The sequence below is a fragment of the Actinomadura rudentiformis genome (genome assembly GCF_008923185.1).
GTDB classification, from domain to species: domain Bacteria; phylum Actinomycetota; class Actinomycetes; order Streptosporangiales; family Streptosporangiaceae; genus Spirillospora; species Spirillospora rudentiformis.
The window spans coordinates 116,226-134,414 of the sequence record NZ_WBMT01000014.1; the positions used below are offsets into that span (position 1 = coordinate 116,226).

15 protein-coding genes are annotated in these 18,189 nt (G+C 71.9%); 11 read left to right on the forward strand and 4 right to left on the reverse strand.

Annotation, left to right across the window (positions count from 1 at the left end; all coding sequences use genetic code 11):
• The first annotated feature begins 35 nt into the window (after positions 1–35).
• The 5 genes from F8566_RS28085 (at position 36) to F8566_RS28105 (ending at position 7,771) form a co-directional block, all read left to right on the forward strand.
• Complete coding sequence (locus F8566_RS28085) at positions 36–1,340, forward strand: SWIM zinc finger family protein (protein ID WP_225993596.1); 1,305 nt, start codon at positions 36–38, stop codon at positions 1,338–1,340.
• Positions 1,337–3,019 (forward strand): DUF5691 domain-containing protein, encoded by a 1,683-nt coding sequence (locus tag F8566_RS28090; RefSeq protein WP_151564852.1) that lies wholly within the window; start codon positions 1,337–1,339, stop codon positions 3,017–3,019. Before F8566_RS28085 ends, F8566_RS28090 begins: the two co-directional genes overlap by 4 nt.
• Positions 3,016–4,140 (forward strand): ATP-binding protein, encoded by a 1,125-nt coding sequence (locus tag F8566_RS28095; protein WP_225993597.1) that lies wholly within the window; start codon positions 3,016–3,018, stop codon positions 4,138–4,140. Before F8566_RS28090 ends, F8566_RS28095 begins: the two co-directional genes overlap by 4 nt.
• A 2-nt stretch (positions 4,141–4,142) precedes the next feature.
• Positions 4,143–6,557, forward strand: a complete 2,415-nt coding sequence (locus tag F8566_RS28100; RefSeq protein ID WP_151564853.1) for a DUF5682 family protein — start codon at positions 4,143–4,145, stop codon at positions 6,555–6,557.
• 83 nt (positions 6,558–6,640) lie between these two features.
• A complete protein-coding gene (locus F8566_RS28105; protein ID WP_151565009.1) occupies positions 6,641–7,771 on the forward strand; it encodes a VWA domain-containing protein in 1,131 nt (376 codons plus the stop codon).
• 16 nt (positions 7,772–7,787) lie between these two features.
• On the opposite strand, the gene F8566_RS51540 is transcribed toward F8566_RS28105, so the two are convergent.
• Entirely contained in the window at positions 7,788–9,926 is a 2,139-nt protein-coding gene (locus F8566_RS51540) for a serine/threonine protein kinase (protein ID WP_225993598.1), read from the reverse strand.
• A gap of 102 nt (positions 9,927–10,028) precedes the next feature.
• On the opposite strand from F8566_RS51540, the gene F8566_RS28115 reads away from it, so the two are divergent.
• Genes F8566_RS28115 through F8566_RS28125 form a run of 3 tightly spaced genes read left to right on the forward strand, consistent with a single transcriptional unit; the run spans position 10,029 to position 12,896 of the window.
• The gene (locus tag F8566_RS28115; protein ID WP_151564854.1) at positions 10,029–11,402 is read left to right on the forward strand and encodes a DUF6777 domain-containing protein; all 1,374 of its coding nucleotides are present in this window, start codon (positions 10,029–10,031) and stop codon (positions 11,400–11,402) included.
• A 25-nt stretch (positions 11,403–11,427) separates the two neighbouring features.
• Positions 11,428–11,814 (forward strand): ArsR/SmtB family transcription factor, encoded by a 387-nt coding sequence (locus F8566_RS28120; RefSeq protein WP_151564855.1) that lies wholly within the window; start codon positions 11,428–11,430, stop codon positions 11,812–11,814.
• Positions 11,811–12,896, forward strand: a complete 1,086-nt coding sequence (locus F8566_RS28125) for a cation diffusion facilitator family transporter (RefSeq protein WP_151564856.1) — start codon at positions 11,811–11,813, stop codon at positions 12,894–12,896. Before F8566_RS28120 ends, F8566_RS28125 begins: the two co-directional genes overlap by 4 nt.
• A 33-nt stretch (positions 12,897–12,929) precedes the next feature.
• Here F8566_RS28125 and F8566_RS28130 read toward each other — a convergent pair whose 3' ends face one another.
• A complete protein-coding gene (locus F8566_RS28130; RefSeq protein ID WP_225993599.1) occupies positions 12,930–13,961 on the reverse strand; it encodes an alpha/beta hydrolase in 1,032 nt (343 codons plus the stop codon).
• Positions 13,962–14,082: 121 nt separating this feature from the next.
• On the opposite strand from F8566_RS28130, the gene F8566_RS28135 reads away from it, so the two are divergent.
• Together F8566_RS28135 and F8566_RS28140 are read left to right on the forward strand one after the other, a co-directional pair.
• Entirely contained in the window at positions 14,083–15,051 is a 969-nt protein-coding gene (locus F8566_RS28135; protein WP_151564857.1) for a diacylglycerol/lipid kinase family protein, read from the forward strand.
• Between the two features lie 98 nt (positions 15,052–15,149).
• Positions 15,150–15,854 (forward strand): maleylpyruvate isomerase family mycothiol-dependent enzyme, encoded by a 705-nt coding sequence (locus F8566_RS28140; RefSeq protein WP_151564858.1) that lies wholly within the window; start codon positions 15,150–15,152, stop codon positions 15,852–15,854.
• A 4-nt stretch (positions 15,855–15,858) separates the two neighbouring features.
• Here F8566_RS28140 and F8566_RS28145 read toward each other — a convergent pair whose 3' ends face one another.
• Positions 15,859–16,467: a PadR family transcriptional regulator gene (locus F8566_RS28145; RefSeq protein ID WP_225993600.1), complete on the reverse strand. Its 609-nt coding sequence runs from the start codon at positions 16,465–16,467 to the stop codon at positions 15,859–15,861.
• A 36-nt stretch (positions 16,468–16,503) separates the two neighbouring features.
• Positions 16,504–17,364 carry an oxidoreductase gene (locus F8566_RS28150; RefSeq protein WP_151564859.1) on the reverse strand — a complete coding sequence of 287 codons (861 nt, stop codon included), beginning with the start codon at positions 17,362–17,364 and terminating at the stop codon, positions 16,504–16,506.
• 95 nt (positions 17,365–17,459) lie between these two features.
• Here F8566_RS28150 and F8566_RS28155 point away from each other — a divergent pair, with 95 nt between their 5' ends.
• Positions 17,460–18,125, forward strand: a complete 666-nt coding sequence (locus F8566_RS28155; protein ID WP_151564860.1) for a helix-turn-helix domain-containing protein — start codon at positions 17,460–17,462, stop codon at positions 18,123–18,125.
• Positions 18,126–18,189 lie beyond the last annotated feature (64 nt).

Here is an 18,189-nt window from a genome sequence, read left to right on the forward strand (position 1 = left end):
GCTGAATGTCCGACCCTGCCGATAGTTTCGACAATGTGAGCGATCGATGGGGGCGGGAGCAGGTGCTCGGCCTGGCGCCGGACCCGGCGGCGGCCCAGGCCGCCGGTGGCGTGGCCAGACCGGCCAAATGGAGCGAAACGGGCACCGATGGAGAGGCGGTCTGGGGCGAGTGTCAGGGCAGTGGTAAAAGCGTCTATCGCACGTGCGCCGATCTGACCGAGCCCGCATTCCGGTGTTCGTGCCCGAGCCGCAAATTCCCGTGTAAGCACGCCCTCGGTCTCCTGCTGTTGTGGAGCGACGGAACGGTCGGCGCCGGGCCTCGTCCAGGCTGGGCCGCCGAATGGCTCCACGAACGGCGCGAGCGGGCCGAGAAGTCCGCCGAACGCAAGGCGGCCGCGGGCACAGAGGCCAAGACCAAAGATCCCAAGACCGCCGAGCGGCGCGAGCGCCGCGTCGACGACGGCCTCGCCGAGCTCGACCAGTGGCTGCGCGACCAGGTGACACACGGGCTCGCGCAGGCCGAGAAGGCCCCTTACCGGATGTGGGACGACGTCGCCCGGCGGCTGGTCGACGCGCAGGCGAGCGCGCTGGCGGGCCAGGTCCGCGGCCTGGCCGCCGTGCCACGGCAGCCGGGCTGGCCCGATCGCCTGCTGGAGGAGTACGCCCTGATGCGGCTGCTCGTCCGGGCGCACCAGCGGCGTGACCGGCTGCCCCAGGAGTTGCGCGACACCGTGCGGTCGCGGGTCGGGTTCACGCTCGCGCAGGACGAGGTGCTGGCCCAGGGCGAGCGGGTCCGTGACCGGTGGTACGTGGCGGGCGTGCACGACTCCGAGCAGGACCGGCTGACCACGCGGCGGGTGTGGCTGCGCGGCCGTGAGAGCGGGCGGCCCGCGCTGGTGCTGTCGTTCGGGGTGCCCGGGCGGCCACTGGACGTGTCGCTGGTGGTCGGCACCGAGGTCGAGGCGGAGCTGGCGTTCTATCCGGGTGCCCAGCCGCTGCGGGCCCTGGTGGCCGAACGGCTCGGCACCACCGCGGCGGCGACCCCGGACGGGACGTCCATCCGCGAGTTCCTGGCCGAGCACGCGGCGGCCCTGGCCCGCGACCCGTGGCTCGCCCGTTGGCCTGCGGTGCTCGGTTCCGTACGCCTGGCGCGGTCGGCCCCGGCGGCCCTGCACGTCGTCGATGCCGATGGCGACTCGCTCCCCCTCCGGCCGACCGACCCGTGGCGGCTGCTGGCCGTCTCGGGCGGCGCCCCGTTCACGCTCGTCGGAGAATGGGGCCCGCGGGGGCTCCGCCCGCTGTCGGCCTGGCACGAAGACGAGGGGGTCGTGATCCTGTGAGCACCTGGAACGAGCACGTCACCGCCGCCCTCCTGGGCACCCAACGCCGCCCCGCCCCGGTCCTCGCCGATCATCCGGCGACCGGCCAGACCGCCCAGGAGCCCGCGGAGCAGGCGGGTCGGCTGCTCGATCAGGCCGCCCTGCTGACCGTTCAACGGCGTGCGGGTCACCGACCGAGCGGGGCCGCCATGGGCGGGCTCGACACTGCCGGGCTCGGCACAGGCGAGGCCGGGACGGGCCAGTCTGCGGCGGCGGGCGCGCCCGCGTTGATCGCGCCCGCCCCGGCGGAGGACGTTCCGGCGGCGTCCGACGCCGCAGCGGGACGGCTGGCCCGCATCCTGCGGGGCGAGCAGATCAGAGTGCTGCCCGAGTGGCTCGAGGCGGCGGCGGCCAACGGGCTCCGCGTACCCGCGCGGCTGCTGCCCGAGCTGCTCGAAAAGGGGCGCAGCGACCGGATGTTGCGGCCCGCGATCGTCCGGGCGGCCGGGCGGCGCGGCGTGTGGCTCGCGCTCCAGAACACCGACTGGGCCTATCTCGTCGGGGCTGGGGACGATCCCGGCGGCGGTCCGGACGTGTGGCAGACCGGCACGCGCAACCAGCGGGTCGCCCACCTGATCCGCCTACGCGGCACCGACCCGGCGGGAGCGCGGGAGGCGCTGCGGGAGACCTGGGCCAAGGAGCCCGCGCCGGACCGCGCCGCGTTCCTCGCGACCTTCGAGCACGGCCTGTCGGCGGACGACGAGGAGTTCCTGGAAGAGGCCCTGGAAGATCGCGGCAAGGACGTCCGGCAGCTCGCCTCGGACCTGCTCGCACGGCTCCCGGGCTCGGCCTACGGGCGGCGAATGGCGGTCCGGGCGCGTGAATGCGTCCGGCCGGAGGTCCGGACCGTACGGGGTCGCCGGCAGACCTGGGTCGTGGTCGAGGCGCCGCACGAGCACGACGAGGACATGGCGCGCGACGGCGTGCCGTTCCACCCCACCGGCTCGTTCGCGCCGGGAGGCCGGGCGGGCGGGCCGGTCGGCGCCCGCGCCGGATGGCTGCGGGAGATCCTCGCCCGGACGCCGCTGACCACCTGGACCGAGCTGTTCGGCCAGCCGCCCATGGAGATCGTCTGCCTGCCCGTCGCGGACGCCGTCGACCGGGACGCACGCGGCGCCCGTGACGTGCACATCGGCTGGGCGCGCGCCGCCCTGCGCCAGCGCGACGCCGAATGGGCCCGCGCGCTGCTCAAGGGCGGCGTGGTCGTGGACGAGCCGGAGGCGCTCGCCGATCTCCTCGCGATCCTGCCCGCGGCCGAGCGCGACGCCGCCGCGGCCGGGCTGATCCGGTGGGTGGAGGGCAATCCCGATCTGCTGCGCGTTCTCGAGCGCATCCCGGGGCCCTGGTCGGGCGAGCTGGCCGACGCGGTCGTCGCGACGCTCGCCGGCGCCGCCGAACGTTCCTCCCAGCGCTACGAGCACACCCTCACCCAGCTGTGCAGGCTCGCCGACCAGCGCCTCGTTCCCGAGGCAGGCCCCCGCCTGGAAGCGCTCGCGCACCGCCTCGCCACCGAATCGGGCACCGGCGGCGGCACGTCCGGGCGCGTCGTCGGCTCGGGAACGGTCGCGACGCGCGCCTTGCACGAACTGACCGAGACCCTGCGTTTCCGCCACGAGATGCTGAAGGAGCTTTCCGCGTGACATCGGATCGCGTGACACCCGATATCCAAGCCGGCGTCATCGACGCCACCGTGCTCAGGCCGCATGCCGAGCAGGAGTACGCCGGTGAGCTGGCCCGCCTGGCCGAGCACGACGACCGGCCGCGCCCGCCCGGCTGGCGGTTGTCACCGTGGGCGGTCACCACGTACCTCCTCGGCGGGACGTTGCCGGACGGCTCGCAGATCAGCCCCAAGTACATCGGCCCGCGGCGGCTGATGGAGGTCGCCGTGGCGACGCTGGCCACCGACCGGGCCCTGCTGCTGCTCGGCGTTCCCGGCACCGCCAAGACCTGGGTGTCCGAGCACCTGGCCGCCGCCGTCAGCGGCGACTCGACCTTGCTGGTGCAGGGCACGGCGGGCACGGCCGAAGAGGCGGTCCGCTACGGGTGGAACTACGCGCGCCTCCTCGCCGAAGGCCCGTCCGAGCGGGCCCTGGTGGAGAGCCCGCTGATGCGTGCCATGCGCACCGGCGCCGTCGCCCGGATCGAAGAGCTCACCCGAATGCCCAGCGACGTCCAGGACACGCTGATCACGATCCTGTCCGAGAAGACCCTCCCCGTGCCCGAGCTCAACACCGAGGTCCAGGCGCGCAAGGGCTTCACGGTCATCGCCACCGCCAACGACCGTGACCGCGGCGTCAACGAACTGTCCAGCGCGCTGCGCCGCCGGTTCAACACGGTGGTGCTGCCGCTGCCCGACACGGTGGACGACGAGGTGGACATCGTCGCGCGCCGCGTCGACCAGCTCGGCACCGCCCTCGAACTGCCCGACGCCCCGGCCGGGCTGGAGGAGATCCGCCGGGTCGTGACCGTCTTCCGCGAGCTGCGCGGCGGGCTCACCAGCGACGGCCGCACCAAGCTCAAGTCCCCGTCCGGCACGCTCAGCACCGCCGAGGCCATCTCCGTGATCACCAGCGGGCTCGCGCTGGCGGCGCACTTCGGCGACGGCGTGCTGCGCGCCGCCGACGTCGCGGGCGGCATCGTGGGCGCCGTCGTCCAGGACCCGGTGTCCGACCGCGTGGTCTGGCAGGAATACCTGGAGACCGTCGTCCGCGAACGCCCCGAGTGGCTCGACTTCTACCGCGCCTGCCGGGAGGTCTCCTGACCATGGGCGCACAGGTCGAGGTGTACGGGATCCGGCATCACGGTCCCGGCTCGGCACGGGCGGTCCGGCGGGCGCTGGAGGACTTCAAGCCCGACGCGGTCCTCATCGAGGGCCCGCCGGAGGCCGACCCGCTCATCGAGCTGGCCGGCGACCCCGGCATGGTCCCGCCGGTGGCCCTGCTGGCCTACGCACCCGGCAAGGCCCCGGTGGACGACGCCGAGGGCTCCGACCGCCAGGCCGCCTTCTGGCCGTTCGCCGAGTTCAGCCCCGAGTGGCAAGCGATCCGCCACGCCCTGGGCACCGGTGTCCCCGTCCGCTTCTGCGACCTGCCCGCCGCCCACCAGCTCGTTCCGTCCACTCCCGAGACGGCAGCCGACACGCCCGACGACAACGGACCGGCCGGCACCAGCGAACCATTGGACACCGGCCAACCGCCCCACACCGGCCAACCGCCCGACACCGGCCAACCGCCCGACACCAGCGAACCTCCGGACGGTGGGGAGCCGAAGTTGACAGCCGAGCAGCGGATCCGGCTTGACCCGCTGGGATGGCTGGCCAAGGCGGCCGGGTACGACGACGCCGAGCGGTGGTGGGACGACGTCGTTGAGCATCGGGACGACGGGCCGTCGCCGTTCCCGGCGATCGCGGAGGCGATGGCCGAGCTGCGCGAGCAGCTGGCCGCGTTGCCCGGGGCCGAGGTGACCGGTGCGCTGCCGTCCGGCTACCTGCGGCGTGAGGAGCAGCGCGAGGCCTACATGCGCCGGACGCTGCGGCGCACGCTCAAGGAGGGGTACGAGCGGGTCGCGGTGGTGTGCGGCGCGTGGCATGTCCCGGCGCTGCAGGCGAAGGTCGCCGCGTCCAAGGACGAGCAGGTGCTCCGGGGGCTGTCCAAGACCAAGGTCGCGATGACCTGGGTGCCGTGGACGCACGGCCGCCTGGCCAACCGTTCGGGTTACGGGGCGGGTGTGCGATCACCGGGCTGGTGCCACCACCTGTTCGCGGCGCCGGACCGGCCGATCGAGCGGTGGCTGACCGACGCGGCACGGGTGTTGCGCGAGGAAGATCTGCACGTCTCATCCGCACATGTCATCGAGGCGGTACGGCTCGCGGAGGCGCTCGCGGCGCTGCGCGGCCGTCCGCTGGCGGGGCTCGATGAGGTCACCGAGGCGACGCGGGCCGTGCTGTGCGAGGGCGCGGACCTGCCGGTCGAGCTGATCCAGCGCAAGATGGTCGTGGGTGAACGGCTCGGAGCCGTCCCCGAGCGCACCCCCATGGTGCCGTTGCAGCGTGACCTTCAGGCCGAGCAGCGGCGCCTGCGTCTCAAGCCGTCCGCGCTCGACAAGGAGCAGGATCTCGACCTGCGCAAGCCCATCGACCTCGAACGGAGCCACCTGCTCCACCGGCTGCGCCTGCTCAACGTCGACTGGGGCGTGCCTGCCGAAGGCAACGGCAGGACGTCCAAGGGCACGTTCCGCGAGACGTGGACGCTGATGTGGCGCCCGGAGTTCGACGTGGAGCTCATCGAGGCGAGCGCGTGGGGCACCACCGTGCACGGCGCGGCGTCCGCGCGCGCCGAGGCGATGGCCGCACAGGCGGAGACCCTTGCCGAGCTCACGTCGGTCGCCGAACGCTGCCTGCTGGCCGATCTCGGCGACGCGCTGCCGAAGGTGATGCGATCACTGGCCGACCGGGCCGCGGTCGACACCGATGTCGCGCACCTGATGTCCGCGCTGCCGTCCCTGGTCCGCGCGCTGCGGTACGGCGACGTGCGAGGCACCGGCACGGGTCCGCTGCAGTCGGTCGTGGACACGCTCGTGGTCCGCATCTGCGTGGGGCTGCCACCGGCCGTCGCGGGGCTGGACGACGGCGCCGCCCGGGAGCTGCTCGGCCATGTCGACGCGGTCCACGGCGGGCTGGCCCTGCTCGGCGCCCACGAGCACAGTGAACGGTGGCGCCGCACCCTGCGGGGTCTCGTCGACCGCCAGGACCTGCACGGCCTGCTCGAAGGCCGCCTCACCCGGCTGCTCCAAGACGCCGGGCTGCTGCAGGACGTGCCCGACCGCATGGCGCGCGCCGTGTCGGTCGGCACCGCGCCGGACCGGGCGGCCTCGTGGATCGAGGGATTCCTGTCGGGCGGCGGCCTGATCCTGGTGCACGACGAGGAGCTGCTGCGCCTGGTCGACGGCTGGATCACCGGCCTCGGCGGCGACTCGTTCACCGACGTCCTGCCGCTGCTGCGCCGCACGTTCGGGGCGTACGCCACCGCGGAGCGCCGCGCGATCGGCGAGCGGGCGCGCCGCCTCGGCACCGCGCCCGCGCAGGGCCACCGCCCGGACGGCGATGACGACGACCTCGACCTCGAACGCGCCGCGCCCGCAGTGGCGACGGCCCGGCGGATCCTCGGCTGGGAGGCCTGAACGTGAACACCGGCTCACACGTGAACCCCGGCTCGCACGTGAACCCCGAGACCGGCGAGGAACGGCTGAAGCGCTGGCGGCTCATGCTCGGTGGCGAGGGCGGGGCCGACGGCACCGGGGTTGCTCTGGAGGGCGACGAGGCACGCATGGACGCGGCGCTGGAGAAGCTCTACGGCACCGGTGGCCGCGACGAGGCGCGCGCCAAGTCGGGCCGGCGCAGCGCGGGCCTGGGCGACTCCGCGCCCTCGGTGGCGCGCTGGCTCGGCGACATCCGCACCTACTTCCCGTCGACCGTGGTCCAGGTGATGCAGAAGGACGCGATCGAACGGCTCAACCTCACCCGTCTCCTCCTCGAACCCGAGATGCTCGACGCCGTGGAGCCCGACGTCCACCTCGTCGGCACGCTCCTGTCGCTCAACCAGGTGATGCCCGACCGGGCCCGCGAGTCGGCCCGCACGGTCGTCCGCAAGGTCGTCCAGGAGCTGGAAAAGCGCCTCGCCCAGCGCACCCGCTCCGCGATCGGCGGCGCCCTCGACCGTTCCGCCCGCGTGCTGCGCCCCCGCCGCCTGGCCGACGTCGACTGGGAACGGACAATCCGCGTCAACCTGCGCCACTACCTGCCGGATCATCGCACCCTCGTACCCGAACGCCTGGTCGGATATGGCCGCCGCCAGCAGGCCGTCAAGCGCGACGTCGTCCTGTGCATCGACCAGAGCGGCTCGATGGCCGCGTCCGTGGTCTACGCGAGCGTGTTCGGGGCGGTCCTCGGCTCGATGCGCTCCCTGCGTACCTCCCTGGTCGTCTTCGACACCGCCGTCGTGGATCTCACCGACCAGCTGCACGACCCGGTCGAGCTGCTGTTCGGCACCCAGCTCGGCGGCGGCACCGACATCAACCGCGCCATCGCGTACTGCCAGGGCTTGATCACCCGGCCGAACGACAGCATCTTCGTGCTGATCAGCGACCTGTACGAGGGCGGCGTCCGGGCCGAGATGCTCCAGCGCGTCGCCGCCCTCACCGCCGCCGGAGTCCAGGTCATCGTGCTCCTCGCCCTCTCCGACGACGGCGCCCCCTCCTACGACCACGAGAACGCGGCCGCCCTGGCCGCCCTCGGCGTCCCCGCGTTCGCCTGCACGCCCGACGCGTTCCCCGACCTGATGGCCGCCGCCGTCGAACGCCGCGACCTGAAGGAGTGGTCCGAGCGCAACCTGTGAGCCGAGCTGCGGATCATCACCTGGCGCGAGAGAAGAGACCGACCGCGAGCAGCAGCGCCGCAACCACCGACACCAAGGCGTACACGATGAATGCAGGATGCACAGCCACCACGTAGCTCCACGCCATCCAAGCCGCGACCCGCAACAGCCGCAGCACCAGCACCGTCCAAGCCGCCGCCCTGCTCCCCCGCCAGGCCACGGCCACCGCCACCAGCGTGCCCATGGCCAGCACCGCATAGGAGGCCGCCGAAGGCAACAGGTCCCCCCTGGGCCCCGCGCTCAGACCCGGCTGGGCGACCAAATTCGCCAGCACCACGATGTCGAACGCCGCCAGCAAGGCGGCCAGCAACAACCCCAGCACCACCGCAGGCGACCGCCGCAGCACCGGGTACACCGACGCCTCACGAGTCCCATGGGCAGCAAGATGGTCACCTGCCCCCGCGCCGGGCCAGTCATACACATCAGGAGAACCGTGTGGACCCGCCTGACCATATGCACCGGCGTGACCCGCTGCCCCATGAGGATCGTAAGCACCGGGCTGGGTGTAGGAGCCCGACCAGCCGGCCTCACCGTGCTGGTTGTGCGCACCCGGTTGCTCGTAGGTGCCAGGCTGCTCGAACGTGCCCGGCTGCTCGTAGGTGCCTGGCTGGCCCACCACCCCACCAGGCTGGCCATACGCGCCAGGCCAATCTGACACGCCGGACGTGCCCGACCCGCCGGGCTGGCCGTGTACGCCTGGAGGCCCAGGCCCGCGAGGCCCCTCGTACGCGGCGGGCTGGTCGGTCTCGCCGGGGGCGCCGTACACCCCTGGCTGTCCGTGCGTGCCCGATCGATCGACCCGGCCGGGCTCGTACGCGCCAGGCCAATCGGGCGCACCGGGCGGGCCCGCTCCGCCGGGACGGTCGTGCCCACCTGGCCGGTCGTAGCCATCGGGCTGGTCGAACAAGCCTGTCTGCTCCCGCACCCCCGCACCAGGCGGGCTCTCCCCACCGGGACGGTCGTATCCACCGGGTTGGCCGAACAGGCCGGTCTGCTCCCGCACCCCCGCGCCAGTTGGCCCGGAGGTGCCGGGCCCGCCGAGCCCGCCAGGTGCGCCGGGTCCGTTGTACGCAGCAGGCTGATCAGACTCGCCAGGGGCGCCGTGCACACCGGGCTGGCGAATCCCGCCAGGCTCGTCCTCCGCGCCAGGCTGGTCGTACGCGGCCAGTCGACCTGAGGCGCCAAGTGGGCCGGCCCCGGCGGGCTGACCATATGCACCTGGCGCCCTGGGCTGGTCGTAGGTGGTGGGCGGTTCGTGGGCGGCGGGCTGGGTGGGGGTACCGGGGCGACCTTGGGTGACGGGCGTTTCGTGGTCGCCTAGGAGCCACAGGAGGATCTCCTGGGAGCTTGGGCGGGCTTGGGGGTCCTTGGTCAGGCAGGCGGCCGCGACTTCGGCGATCTGGGATGGGAGGACGCTGAGATCGGGGGTCTCGTACAGGATCCGGTACATCACCGTGGGGAGCGGGCCGCCCGCGAAGGGGTCGGTGCCGGTGGCGGCGAAGAGCAGGGTGGCGGCCCAGGCATGGAGGTCGGCGGCCGGGCCGATCTGGGCGCCCAGGAACTGCTCGGGAGCCATGTAGACCGGGGTGCCGACGACCTGGCTCGTCACGGTGCTGCCGGCGTCCAGGGCGCGCGCGATGCCGAAGTCGATCACGCGGGGCCCGTCCGGCCCCATCAGGACGTTCTGCGGCTTGAAGTCGCGATGCACGATCCCGGCACGGTGGATGGCCGCCAGGGCGGTGACCGAGCTGATGGCGAGGCGGTCGAGGTCGGCGCCGGCGCGGGGGCCCTCGGTGAGGACGAGCTCGCGGAGCGAGGGGCCGGGCACGAACTCGCTGACGATGTACGGCTGGTCCCCGGCCACGTCGGCATCGATCATCTTCGCCGTGCAGAAGCCCGCGACGCGCTGGAGTAGGGAGAGCTCGCGGACGAACCGGGCGCGGGCCTGGCGGTCACCGAGCAGGTCGGCGTGCAGGAGCTTGATGGCGACCCTGTGCCCGTTCTCGTCACGGCCGAGGAATACGACGCCCTGCCCGCCGGTGCCGAGCCGTCCGGTGACCTCATAGGGCCCCAGGCGTACGGGATCGGCCGGGTTGAGGGGCAGCGGAACCGCCATCCGCACCTCGCCAGAAATTACGTGCATTTGGCCACGCACAAAACGCGACGTCTTGGCATCAAATAGTATAGGAACAGCGGGGCTTGAACGGGGGATGTACCAATGCCTAAGATCAATTCCCGAATTTACCTGGCGGGGGTTCTGGGCTGGGTGATGATCGGCGCTTTGGTGACCGGTTGTGGCGAGGCGGGGGCGACGATCACGCGCCTGGCGGTGGGTACGCCGGGGCCCGATCCGTACTCCCCGATGTCCGGCACCGATCAGGTGCGGCTGACGGCGAGCAGCACCCAGGCGGGCGGGACGAAGACCGGCGACTCTCCGGGCCTCTACGGAGGCACGCGCAACGCCGCCAGCTGCGATCCGGCCAAGCTGGTGGAGTTCCTCGGCGTCAACCCGGAGAAGGCGAAGGCCTGGGCCGCCGTGCACGGGATCAAGCCGGACGGGATCGCCGGCTTCGTCAAACGGCTGACGCCCGTGTTGCTGCGCACGGACACGCTCGTGACCAATCACGGCTTCCGGGACGGGAAGCCGACCAAGGGACCGGCCGTCCTCCAGGCCGGAATGGGCGTGCTGGTCAACGAGTTCGGCTCTCCGGTCGTCAAGTGCAATTGTGGCAATCCTTTGACCGAACCGGAAGAAAAGATCTCCACTGGGGACGCGAAATACACCGGCAACTCCTGGACAGAGTTCTCCAAGGGCAAGGTTACGAAGATCAAGCCTCGGGATTTCACCAAGGGCGCGGTGACCGTGTTCATTCTGGTCGACCCGGAGGGCAAGATCGGATTCCACCGGCCGCGCGGCACGCAGGGAGGCCTGGACGGCCCGCCCGCGCCGCTTCCGCCCACCGAGACCACCGGGGCGCCGAAGCCCGGCGACCCGAGCGGCCGTGTCGGTACGGACATGCCCACGCCGACCGATTCCGGCACGCCCACCGACGGCTCCAAGGACGTCACCGACACCCCGACCGACGGGACTGGAACCCCGACCGACGGCACCGGAACCCCGACCGACGGGACCGGGACTCCCACCGATGGCACCGGGACTCCCACGGACGGCACGGGGACTCCCACGGACGGCACCGGCACTCCGACCGACGGCACAGGGACCCCGACGAACGGCACGGGAGGGACTGACGGCAACGGAACTCCGACGGACGGCACCGGAGGGTCCGACGACACTGGGGGGACCGACGGCAACGGAGGCACCGGCGGCAACGGAGGCACCGGCGGCAACGGAAGCCCGACGAACGGCAACGGGACGGACGGTGGCAACACTCCGACCAACGGCACGGGAGACCAAGGGGACAGTGGCAGGACGCCGTCGAACAGTGACCGCGTCCCGCCGGCGGAGCCGACGTCCGAGCCGGAGACTCCGGTCGCCCCGAGCTCCCAGCAGTCCCAGTCCCAGTCCGAGTCCGAGCCGACCGGCGAGACCGCCACGGCTCCGGAGCAGCCCGAGGACCCGGTTCCCTCATGATCCACGGGAGATGTAATCTGCTCATATGAGCAGTGCTTCAGATGTTGTCCCGGACGCGTGCGCGGTCCGGGTGGTAGATCCCGAAAAGGTCGCGATGGTCACCGCCGCCATGCCGGACGGCGAGGCGGTCGGCGAGATGGCGCGCATTTTCGGGCTACTCTCCGACCCGGGACGGCTCCGTATCATCATGGCGCTGCTCGAAGGGGGCGAGATGTGCGTATGCGACATCGCCGCCGCCTGCGGGCACACCGAGTCCGCGGTCTCGCACGCGCTGCGCCTGCTGCGCGCTGACCGTGTCGTGCGGGTTCGCAGATCCGGCCGGATGGCGTACTACCGGCTGGACGACTCGCACGTCAGGATGCTCCTGGAGCTCGCCGTCGCCCACGTCGGACACCTGGAGGAAGGCAGATGAGCGCGGACCTGGACGGCCCCCCGGGGAAGCAGCCCGACGCCCACGATCAATCCCGGCCCCACGGCCACGGCCATGGGGCGGGACAAGGCCAGGGACAGGGACAGGGACAGGGCCACGGGCACGGACACGGGCACGGACACGGCGTCTCCGCGAACGCCGACCGGCGCTATCTGACCACCGCGCTCGCGCTGATCCTCGGCTACATGAGCGTCGAGGCGACCATCGGCGTGATCGCCTCCTCGCTGGCGCTGATCTCGGACGCGGCGCACATGATGACCGACGCGTTCGCGATCATCTTCGCGCTGATCGCGATGCGGATCGCGGCGCGGCCGCCCAAGGGCGGCTACACCTATGGCCTGCGCCGTGCGGAGATCCTTTCCGCGCAGCTGAACGGGCTGACGCTGCTCCTGCTCGCCGCGTACTTCGTGTACGAGAGCGTCGAGCGGCTCCTCTCGCCGCCGGAGGTCAACGGCCAGCTGGTGTTCTGGACCTCGCTCTCCGGCGTCGCGGTGAACGTGGCGGCGACCTGGCTGATCAGCAAGGCCAACCGGAGCAGCCTGAACGTCGAGGGCGCGTTCCAGCACATCCTCAACGACCTCTACGCGTTCATCGCCACCGCCATCGCCGGTCTCGTGATCTGGCTGACCGGCTTCAACCGGGCGGACGTGCTCGCCTCGCTGTTCGTGGCCGTGCTCATGCTCAAGGCCGGGTACGGGCTGCTGCGCGACGCCGGCCGGGTCCTGATGGAGGCGGCCCCCGCCGGGATCGACCCCACCGAGCTCGGCGCGCGGCTCGCCGAACGCCCCTGCGTGGAGGAGGTGCACGACCTGCACGTCTGGGAGGTCAGCTCCGGCTACCCGGCGCTCTCGGCACACGTCCTGGTGGAGCCGAAGGGCGACTGCCATGCCGTACGGCGTGACCTGCAAGAGCTGCTCCGCTCCTCGTACGGCATCACGCACACCACCCTCGAAGTCGATCACCTCGACGACGAGTTCCACTGCGAGGACCCGCACGGGCCGCGGCACGTCCCGGTGGCCGCCGAACCGCACGACCACGCCGCCGACCCGCAGTGCGACCACTGACGGCCTTGCCGCCGCACACCCCGTCTCCCGCCCTCAGGTGATCTCGGCGAGGAGGATGGGCAGGGCTGCGTGGAGTTCGCGCTGCCAGTACGGCCAGCGGTGGGTGCCGTTGTAGAAGTGCGTGGACACCGGGACGCCCAGCTTCTTGAGCTTGCCGGTGAACTCCAGCGCCAACGTGTGCGCGAGGGATTCCAGCACGTCAGGATCGGTGCCCGGCTGCGGATCGTACGGTCCGGGGTCGCCGTCGCCGGAACTGATGTAGAGCCGGACTCCGGACAGCCGTTCGGCCAGGTCGTACGGGTTGTGCTGCCGCCACACCACGCGCTGGACGTCAGGGTCGCCCCAGACATCGGTCCAATCGGCGGAGGGAGAGCCTATCGCGACGCCGAGCTCCACCAGGTCGGCCACATCGAGCCCGCCCGGGTCGCGGTGGAGGGTGTTGAGGGGTCCGCTGAACGAGGCGGCGGCGCGGAACAGGCCGCGGTGCCGGGCCGCGTAGGCCAGCGCGCCCATGCCGCCCATTCCATTGCCGGCGATGGCACGGGCCGTTCCGGCGCGGTATCCGCGTTCGAGAATCTGCCGGAGCTCGGCCAGATGGAAGGTTTCCCACTTCGGCGGTCCGCCTTTGCCGTGATTCCACCAGTCGGTGTAATTTCCGCACCGGCCGCCGTCGGGCATGACGACGATGATGTCCAAACCGGCGGTCAGCTCATCGACATCGGTATTGTCGGTCCACGTGGTGTGCAGCGCCGGTCCGCTGCCCGCCCCGGGCAGCAGCCAGAGCACGGGCCACGTCCGCGCCGCGTCCCGTGACCAGCCCGAAGGCAGCAGCAGCCGCACGCGGGCCGGCACCGCGAGCACCGGCGAACGGATCGCCAGGTCGAGAATGCGGGACCCTCGGGAACGTTCGCCGATGACGGCCGCGCCGTCGTCTGCGGCAGGGGACGAGGCCTGTGCCGGCCCGCCGGGCGCAATGGACGCCGAGAGCCCCGAAATAAAGCTCGCTCCGAGCCACCCGTACCGCCACATTCCTTCGCCCCGGCCATTCCTTGTGCGCTTTCCCATAAACATTCCCGCATCAAGGACGTTTCAATGCTTGGCAAAGGGTTTATAAAATGCACGGCCGACCGGCCCGCCGCCGGGTGCCCGGTAGGGTGACCGGGGGTGAAGGGAGCGTAACCGCCATATGCGCAGCAAACAGGAGCTCGAAGCCGCGATCCGCACGGAGGGGCGGGCCGTTCTGGTGGTCAACGCCAGGTCGCGCCGCGGCCGCCGGCTGTTCGGCTCCGCGCGCCGGTTGCTGGCCGAGGCGGGCATGGAGTTCGAGCAGGTCTACCCGGTGACCGACCCGGCCCGGCTGACCGAGATCTTCACCGGCGTGCTCGCGCTGGAGCCCGACCTCGTCGTGGTCGGCGGCGGTGACGGCACGGTCGCGGCGGCGGTCAGCCATCTCGCCCACCGAGACATCGCCCTGGGCGTGCTGCCGCTGGGCACCACCAACAACTTCTCCCGCAGCCTGGAGCTGCCGCAGGATCTGCGCCGCGCGGTGACCGTCCTGCGCGAGGGCAAGGTCGCCGACGTCGACGTGGGCTGGTTCACCGGCACCCATCCGGAGACGACCGGCACCGGGACGGACGAGCGGCACATCTTCGCCAACATGGTCAGCCTCGGGTTGTCCGTCGAGGTCGCTAGGAACGTTCCGCACGGGCTCAAGCGCCTGGCCGGCCGCGCCGCGTACGGGCTCACGGCGGTGCGGCTCCTGCCGCGGCACGAGGCGTTCAAGGCCACCGTCCGCATCGGCGACGAGACCCAGGAGTTCCTGACCCACCAGCTGAACGTGGCGAACGGCGCCCACCACAGCGGCAAGCGCATCGCCCGCGACGCCAGCCCCGACGACCGGCTGCTGGCCGTCTACCGGCTGGGGGACGAGCGGCGGATCCGGCTGGCCTCGGCCACCGCCCGGCACATGCTCACCGGCCAGTGGCGGTCGCTCGACGAGGACGCGTTCCTGACCACCGACGAGGTGCACATCGCGACCGAGCCGCCGATGGCGGTGGACGTGGACGGCGAGATCCGGGGGCAGACCCCGGTGACCGTCAAGCTCCTGGGCAACGCCCTCCGCGTGATCGTTCCGCAGTCCTTCATCGACATCTGAGCCGCCCACGCGGACAAGGCGCTTCAATGGGCGTTTACCCACCGTCTCCTGTACATACGCCGTGATATGCGCGCGGCGCTTCGGGGTACTGAACCGCCATGGCTTCCGAGACCCTTCGTGATCTTAATCCGTTCGACATTCTCGACACCGAGTACGCCCGGCTCGACGTGTACTTCACCGTGCTCGACGAGAGCGACTGGGCCAAGCCGTCCCGCTGCGATGGCTGGACGGTGCGGGACGTCCTCGCCCATCTCGCCGGTGAGGAGCTCTACAACCACGCCTGCCTGGACGACGACCTGGAAGGGCTGTTCGCCCTCCTGGACGAGAAGGGCGTCAAGGATCTCAGCTCCTTCAACGACTGGACCGTGGACGAACGCCGCGACCTGCCGGTCGCCGAGGTGCTCGCCGAGTGGCGGACCAAGAGCGGCGAGACCCGGCGGCGGATGCGCGAGCTCGGCGCGGACGCGACCATGGCCACGATGGTCGGGCAGTATCCGGTCGGGCTGCAGGCCTTCCACCTCGCCTCGGAGTTCGCGACGCACGCGGACGACGTGGGGGTGCCGGTCACTCCGGAGGAGGAGCCCGCGCGCACGGCCTGGCGCGGACGCCTCGGGGTCTTCGTGCTCGGCGAGCAGGAGGCCGAGGTCCAGGTCAAGCAGATCCCGGGCGGCTACCGGGTCACCCTGGACGACAAGTTCGCGGACCTGTCGGCGGTGGACTTCGTCGATGCCACCACGCGCCGGCTCCCGCCGGACTACCCGCTCGACCCGGACCTCTGCCGCGCCCTGGTCTGCCTCGCCTGAATCCCTACCCGCCCGGCGCCTGCGGAGAGCTCGGGGCCTGCGGAGGCTCGCCGGCCATCACGTACGCGCCGTCCTTGAGCCGTTCGATCAGCCCGCGCGTCCATTCGGCGGCCGAGTCGGCGGAGTGGACCCACCAGCCGAGCAGCTCGTTCAGATGGTCGGGATCCCGCGAGATGTGCGGTGCGACCTCGCCTCGCCACGCCGCCAACCCCTCCAGCCGCCGTTCGAGCAGCTCGATCGCCTCCGCCCGCGGCAGCTCGGTGAGGAAGCCGAGCGCGGCCGACAGCAGCTCCGGCCGCCGCTGGTCCACGGTGACGACGGCCTCCCTCAGGAGCCGCAGGAACTCCTCGTCCCCGTGTTCGGTGATCTCGTAGTCGGTACGCGGCGGGCCGGCCTCGTTCGTAGGGACGTCGTACGCGCGCAGCAGCTCCTCCTTGGTGAGCTGCTTGAGCGCATGGTAGATCGACCCCGGGTTGACGTTGGCCCACTCGTTCGACCCCCAGGACAGCAGCGCACGGCGGATCTCGTACCCGTGCGCCCGGCCGAAGCCGCGCACGGCACCGAGCACCAGCAACCGCGTCGCCGACATCATCTCCCCTGACCGGCCGATCACCCCGGACACCCTTCGTGACCGCAGCGTACGGCCAGGCTAAGGGCTCTGGAGCTCGGCGAGGTCCTCGGAGGTCAGCTTGAGGCCCGCGGCCGCCATGTTCTCCTCCAGGTGAGCCGGGGACGACGTGCCCGGGATCACCAGCATCAGGGGCGAGAGGGCGAGGAGGCCCGCCAGCAGCACCTGGGGGACGGTTGCGCCATGCCGCGCGGCGATGCGGGCGATCCGTTCGTCCTCGGGGATCCCGAAGCCGCCGAGCGGGAAGAACGGCGCGTACGCGATCTCCTCGCGCTCGCAGACGCCCAGCAGCTCGGTGTCCTGCGGCATCGTCACGTCGAAGCGGTTCTGCACCGCCGCGACCGGGGCGAGGGCCCGCGCCTCCTCCAGCTGCGCGGCGGTCACGTTGCTCACACCGAGATGCCTGATCAGGCCCTCCTCCCTGAGCCGCGCCAGCACCTCGAACCGCTCGCCCACCGACTCGTCCGGCGCAGGCCCGAGCCCGCCGACGCGCAGGTAGACCAGGTCGAGCCGGTCCAGTCCGAGCTCCCGGAGGTTGCGCTCGACCTCGGGGCGCAGTTCGGCGGGCTCCATGTGCCCCGTGGGCATGGGGTCGTGGCGCCCGCGTCGCGGCCCGACCTTGGTGGCGATCACCAGGTCGTCCCGGTACGGCCGGAGCGCCTCGCTGATGAGCCCGTTCGCCGTCAGGTCACCGGAGAAGTAGAAGGCGGCGGTGTCGATGTGGTTCACGCCGAGCTCCACCGCGCGGCGCAGCACCGCCCGGCCGGTGTCGGGGTCGTTGGCGGGCCCGCCGCGTTCGCTGGAGGGAAGCCGCATCGCGCCGAAGCCCATGCGAGAGATCTTCAGGTCGCCGCCCAACATCCAGAATTCATTCGTGTTCATGACCGAAAGCCTCCGGTCTCTCGGTGCGCGGCACGAGCCCGTGGCAGCAAACTGCCACGTTGACCGCGTCCCGCCGCGCCCGCAGACTGGCCCTGATGAGCCTTGACCTGGACACCAACGTCACCTTGCGCGGCGAGGACGAACTCGCCCGGCGCGCGGGGCACCTCTTCGCGGGCACCCGGGAACGGTTCGTGTGCGCCGCGGCCGACCTGCGGACCTGGGCGATGCCCGGCGTACGCGAGAAGATCGTCGCCGAACGCCACCGGTCCGCTCCCGGCCTGCCCGTCTTCAAGCTCTACAACCCGCAGGCCCTCGGCGACGAGGAGTCCGAACGGCGGCTGATCGAGATCGCGCGCCGCGGCGCCCGCATCCGGATCTGCGCCACCCCGCTGCCGCACGAGACGATCATCATCGATGATCGGATCGCCGTGCTGGCGGGGTCTGCGGCGCAGGGCGTCCGCGAGTACACCGTGGTCCGCTCCCCCGCCGTGATCCAGGGCGTGGCCTCGCTCTTCTGGGCCACCTGGGAGTCGGCGGCCGACCTCGCGGAGTTCCGGCGGACGCGCCCGCCGGTGCTGAACGCCGAGAGCAAGGAGATCCTCCGGCTCCTCGGCGACGGCCTCAAGGACGAGACCGCCTCCCGGCGGCTCGGCCTGTCCCTGCGCACCTACCGGCGCCGTGTCGCGGAGATCCTCACCCTCCTGGACGCCGACTCCCGCTTCCAGGCGGGCCGCCGCGCCCACGAACTGGGCCTCATCTGACCGGCCGGTCAGGGCATCTGGCCACATGACCCACTGGTCACTACGCTCGGGGGGACAGCGGAGC

What these genes read in the sequence shown, in the direction of transcription:
- F8566_RS28155 (WP_151564860.1), top strand. Translation starts at nt 17,460, where the DNA reads ATGAGCCTTGACCTGGACACCAACGTCACCTTGCGCGGCGAGGACGAA.
- F8566_RS28140 (WP_151564858.1), top strand. Translation starts at nt 15,150, where the DNA reads ATGGCTTCCGAGACCCTTCGTGATCTTAATCCGTTCGACATTCTCGAC.
- F8566_RS28100 (WP_151564853.1), top strand. Translation starts at nt 4,143, where the DNA reads ATGGGCGCACAGGTCGAGGTGTACGGGATCCGGCATCACGGTCCCGGC.
- F8566_RS28150 (WP_151564859.1), bottom strand. Translation starts at nt 17,364, where the DNA reads ATGAACACGAATGAATTCTGGATGTTGGGCGGCGACCTGAAGATCTCT.
- F8566_RS28105 (WP_151565009.1), top strand. Translation starts at nt 6,641, where the DNA reads ATGCTCGGTGGCGAGGGCGGGGCCGACGGCACCGGGGTTGCTCTGGAG.
- F8566_RS28135 (WP_151564857.1), top strand. Translation starts at nt 14,083, where the DNA reads ATGCGCAGCAAACAGGAGCTCGAAGCCGCGATCCGCACGGAGGGGCGG.
- F8566_RS28120 (WP_151564855.1), top strand. Translation starts at nt 11,428, where the DNA reads ATGAGCAGTGCTTCAGATGTTGTCCCGGACGCGTGCGCGGTCCGGGTG.
- F8566_RS28125 (WP_151564856.1), top strand. Translation starts at nt 11,811, where the DNA reads ATGAGCGCGGACCTGGACGGCCCCCCGGGGAAGCAGCCCGACGCCCAC.
- F8566_RS28130 (WP_225993599.1), bottom strand. Translation starts at nt 13,961, where the DNA reads ATGGGAAAGCGCACAAGGAATGGCCGGGGCGAAGGAATGTGGCGGTAC.
- F8566_RS51540 (WP_225993598.1), bottom strand. Translation starts at nt 9,926, where the DNA reads ATGGCGGTTCCGCTGCCCCTCAACCCGGCCGATCCCGTACGCCTGGGG.
- F8566_RS28115 (WP_151564854.1), top strand. Translation starts at nt 10,029, where the DNA reads ATGCCTAAGATCAATTCCCGAATTTACCTGGCGGGGGTTCTGGGCTGG.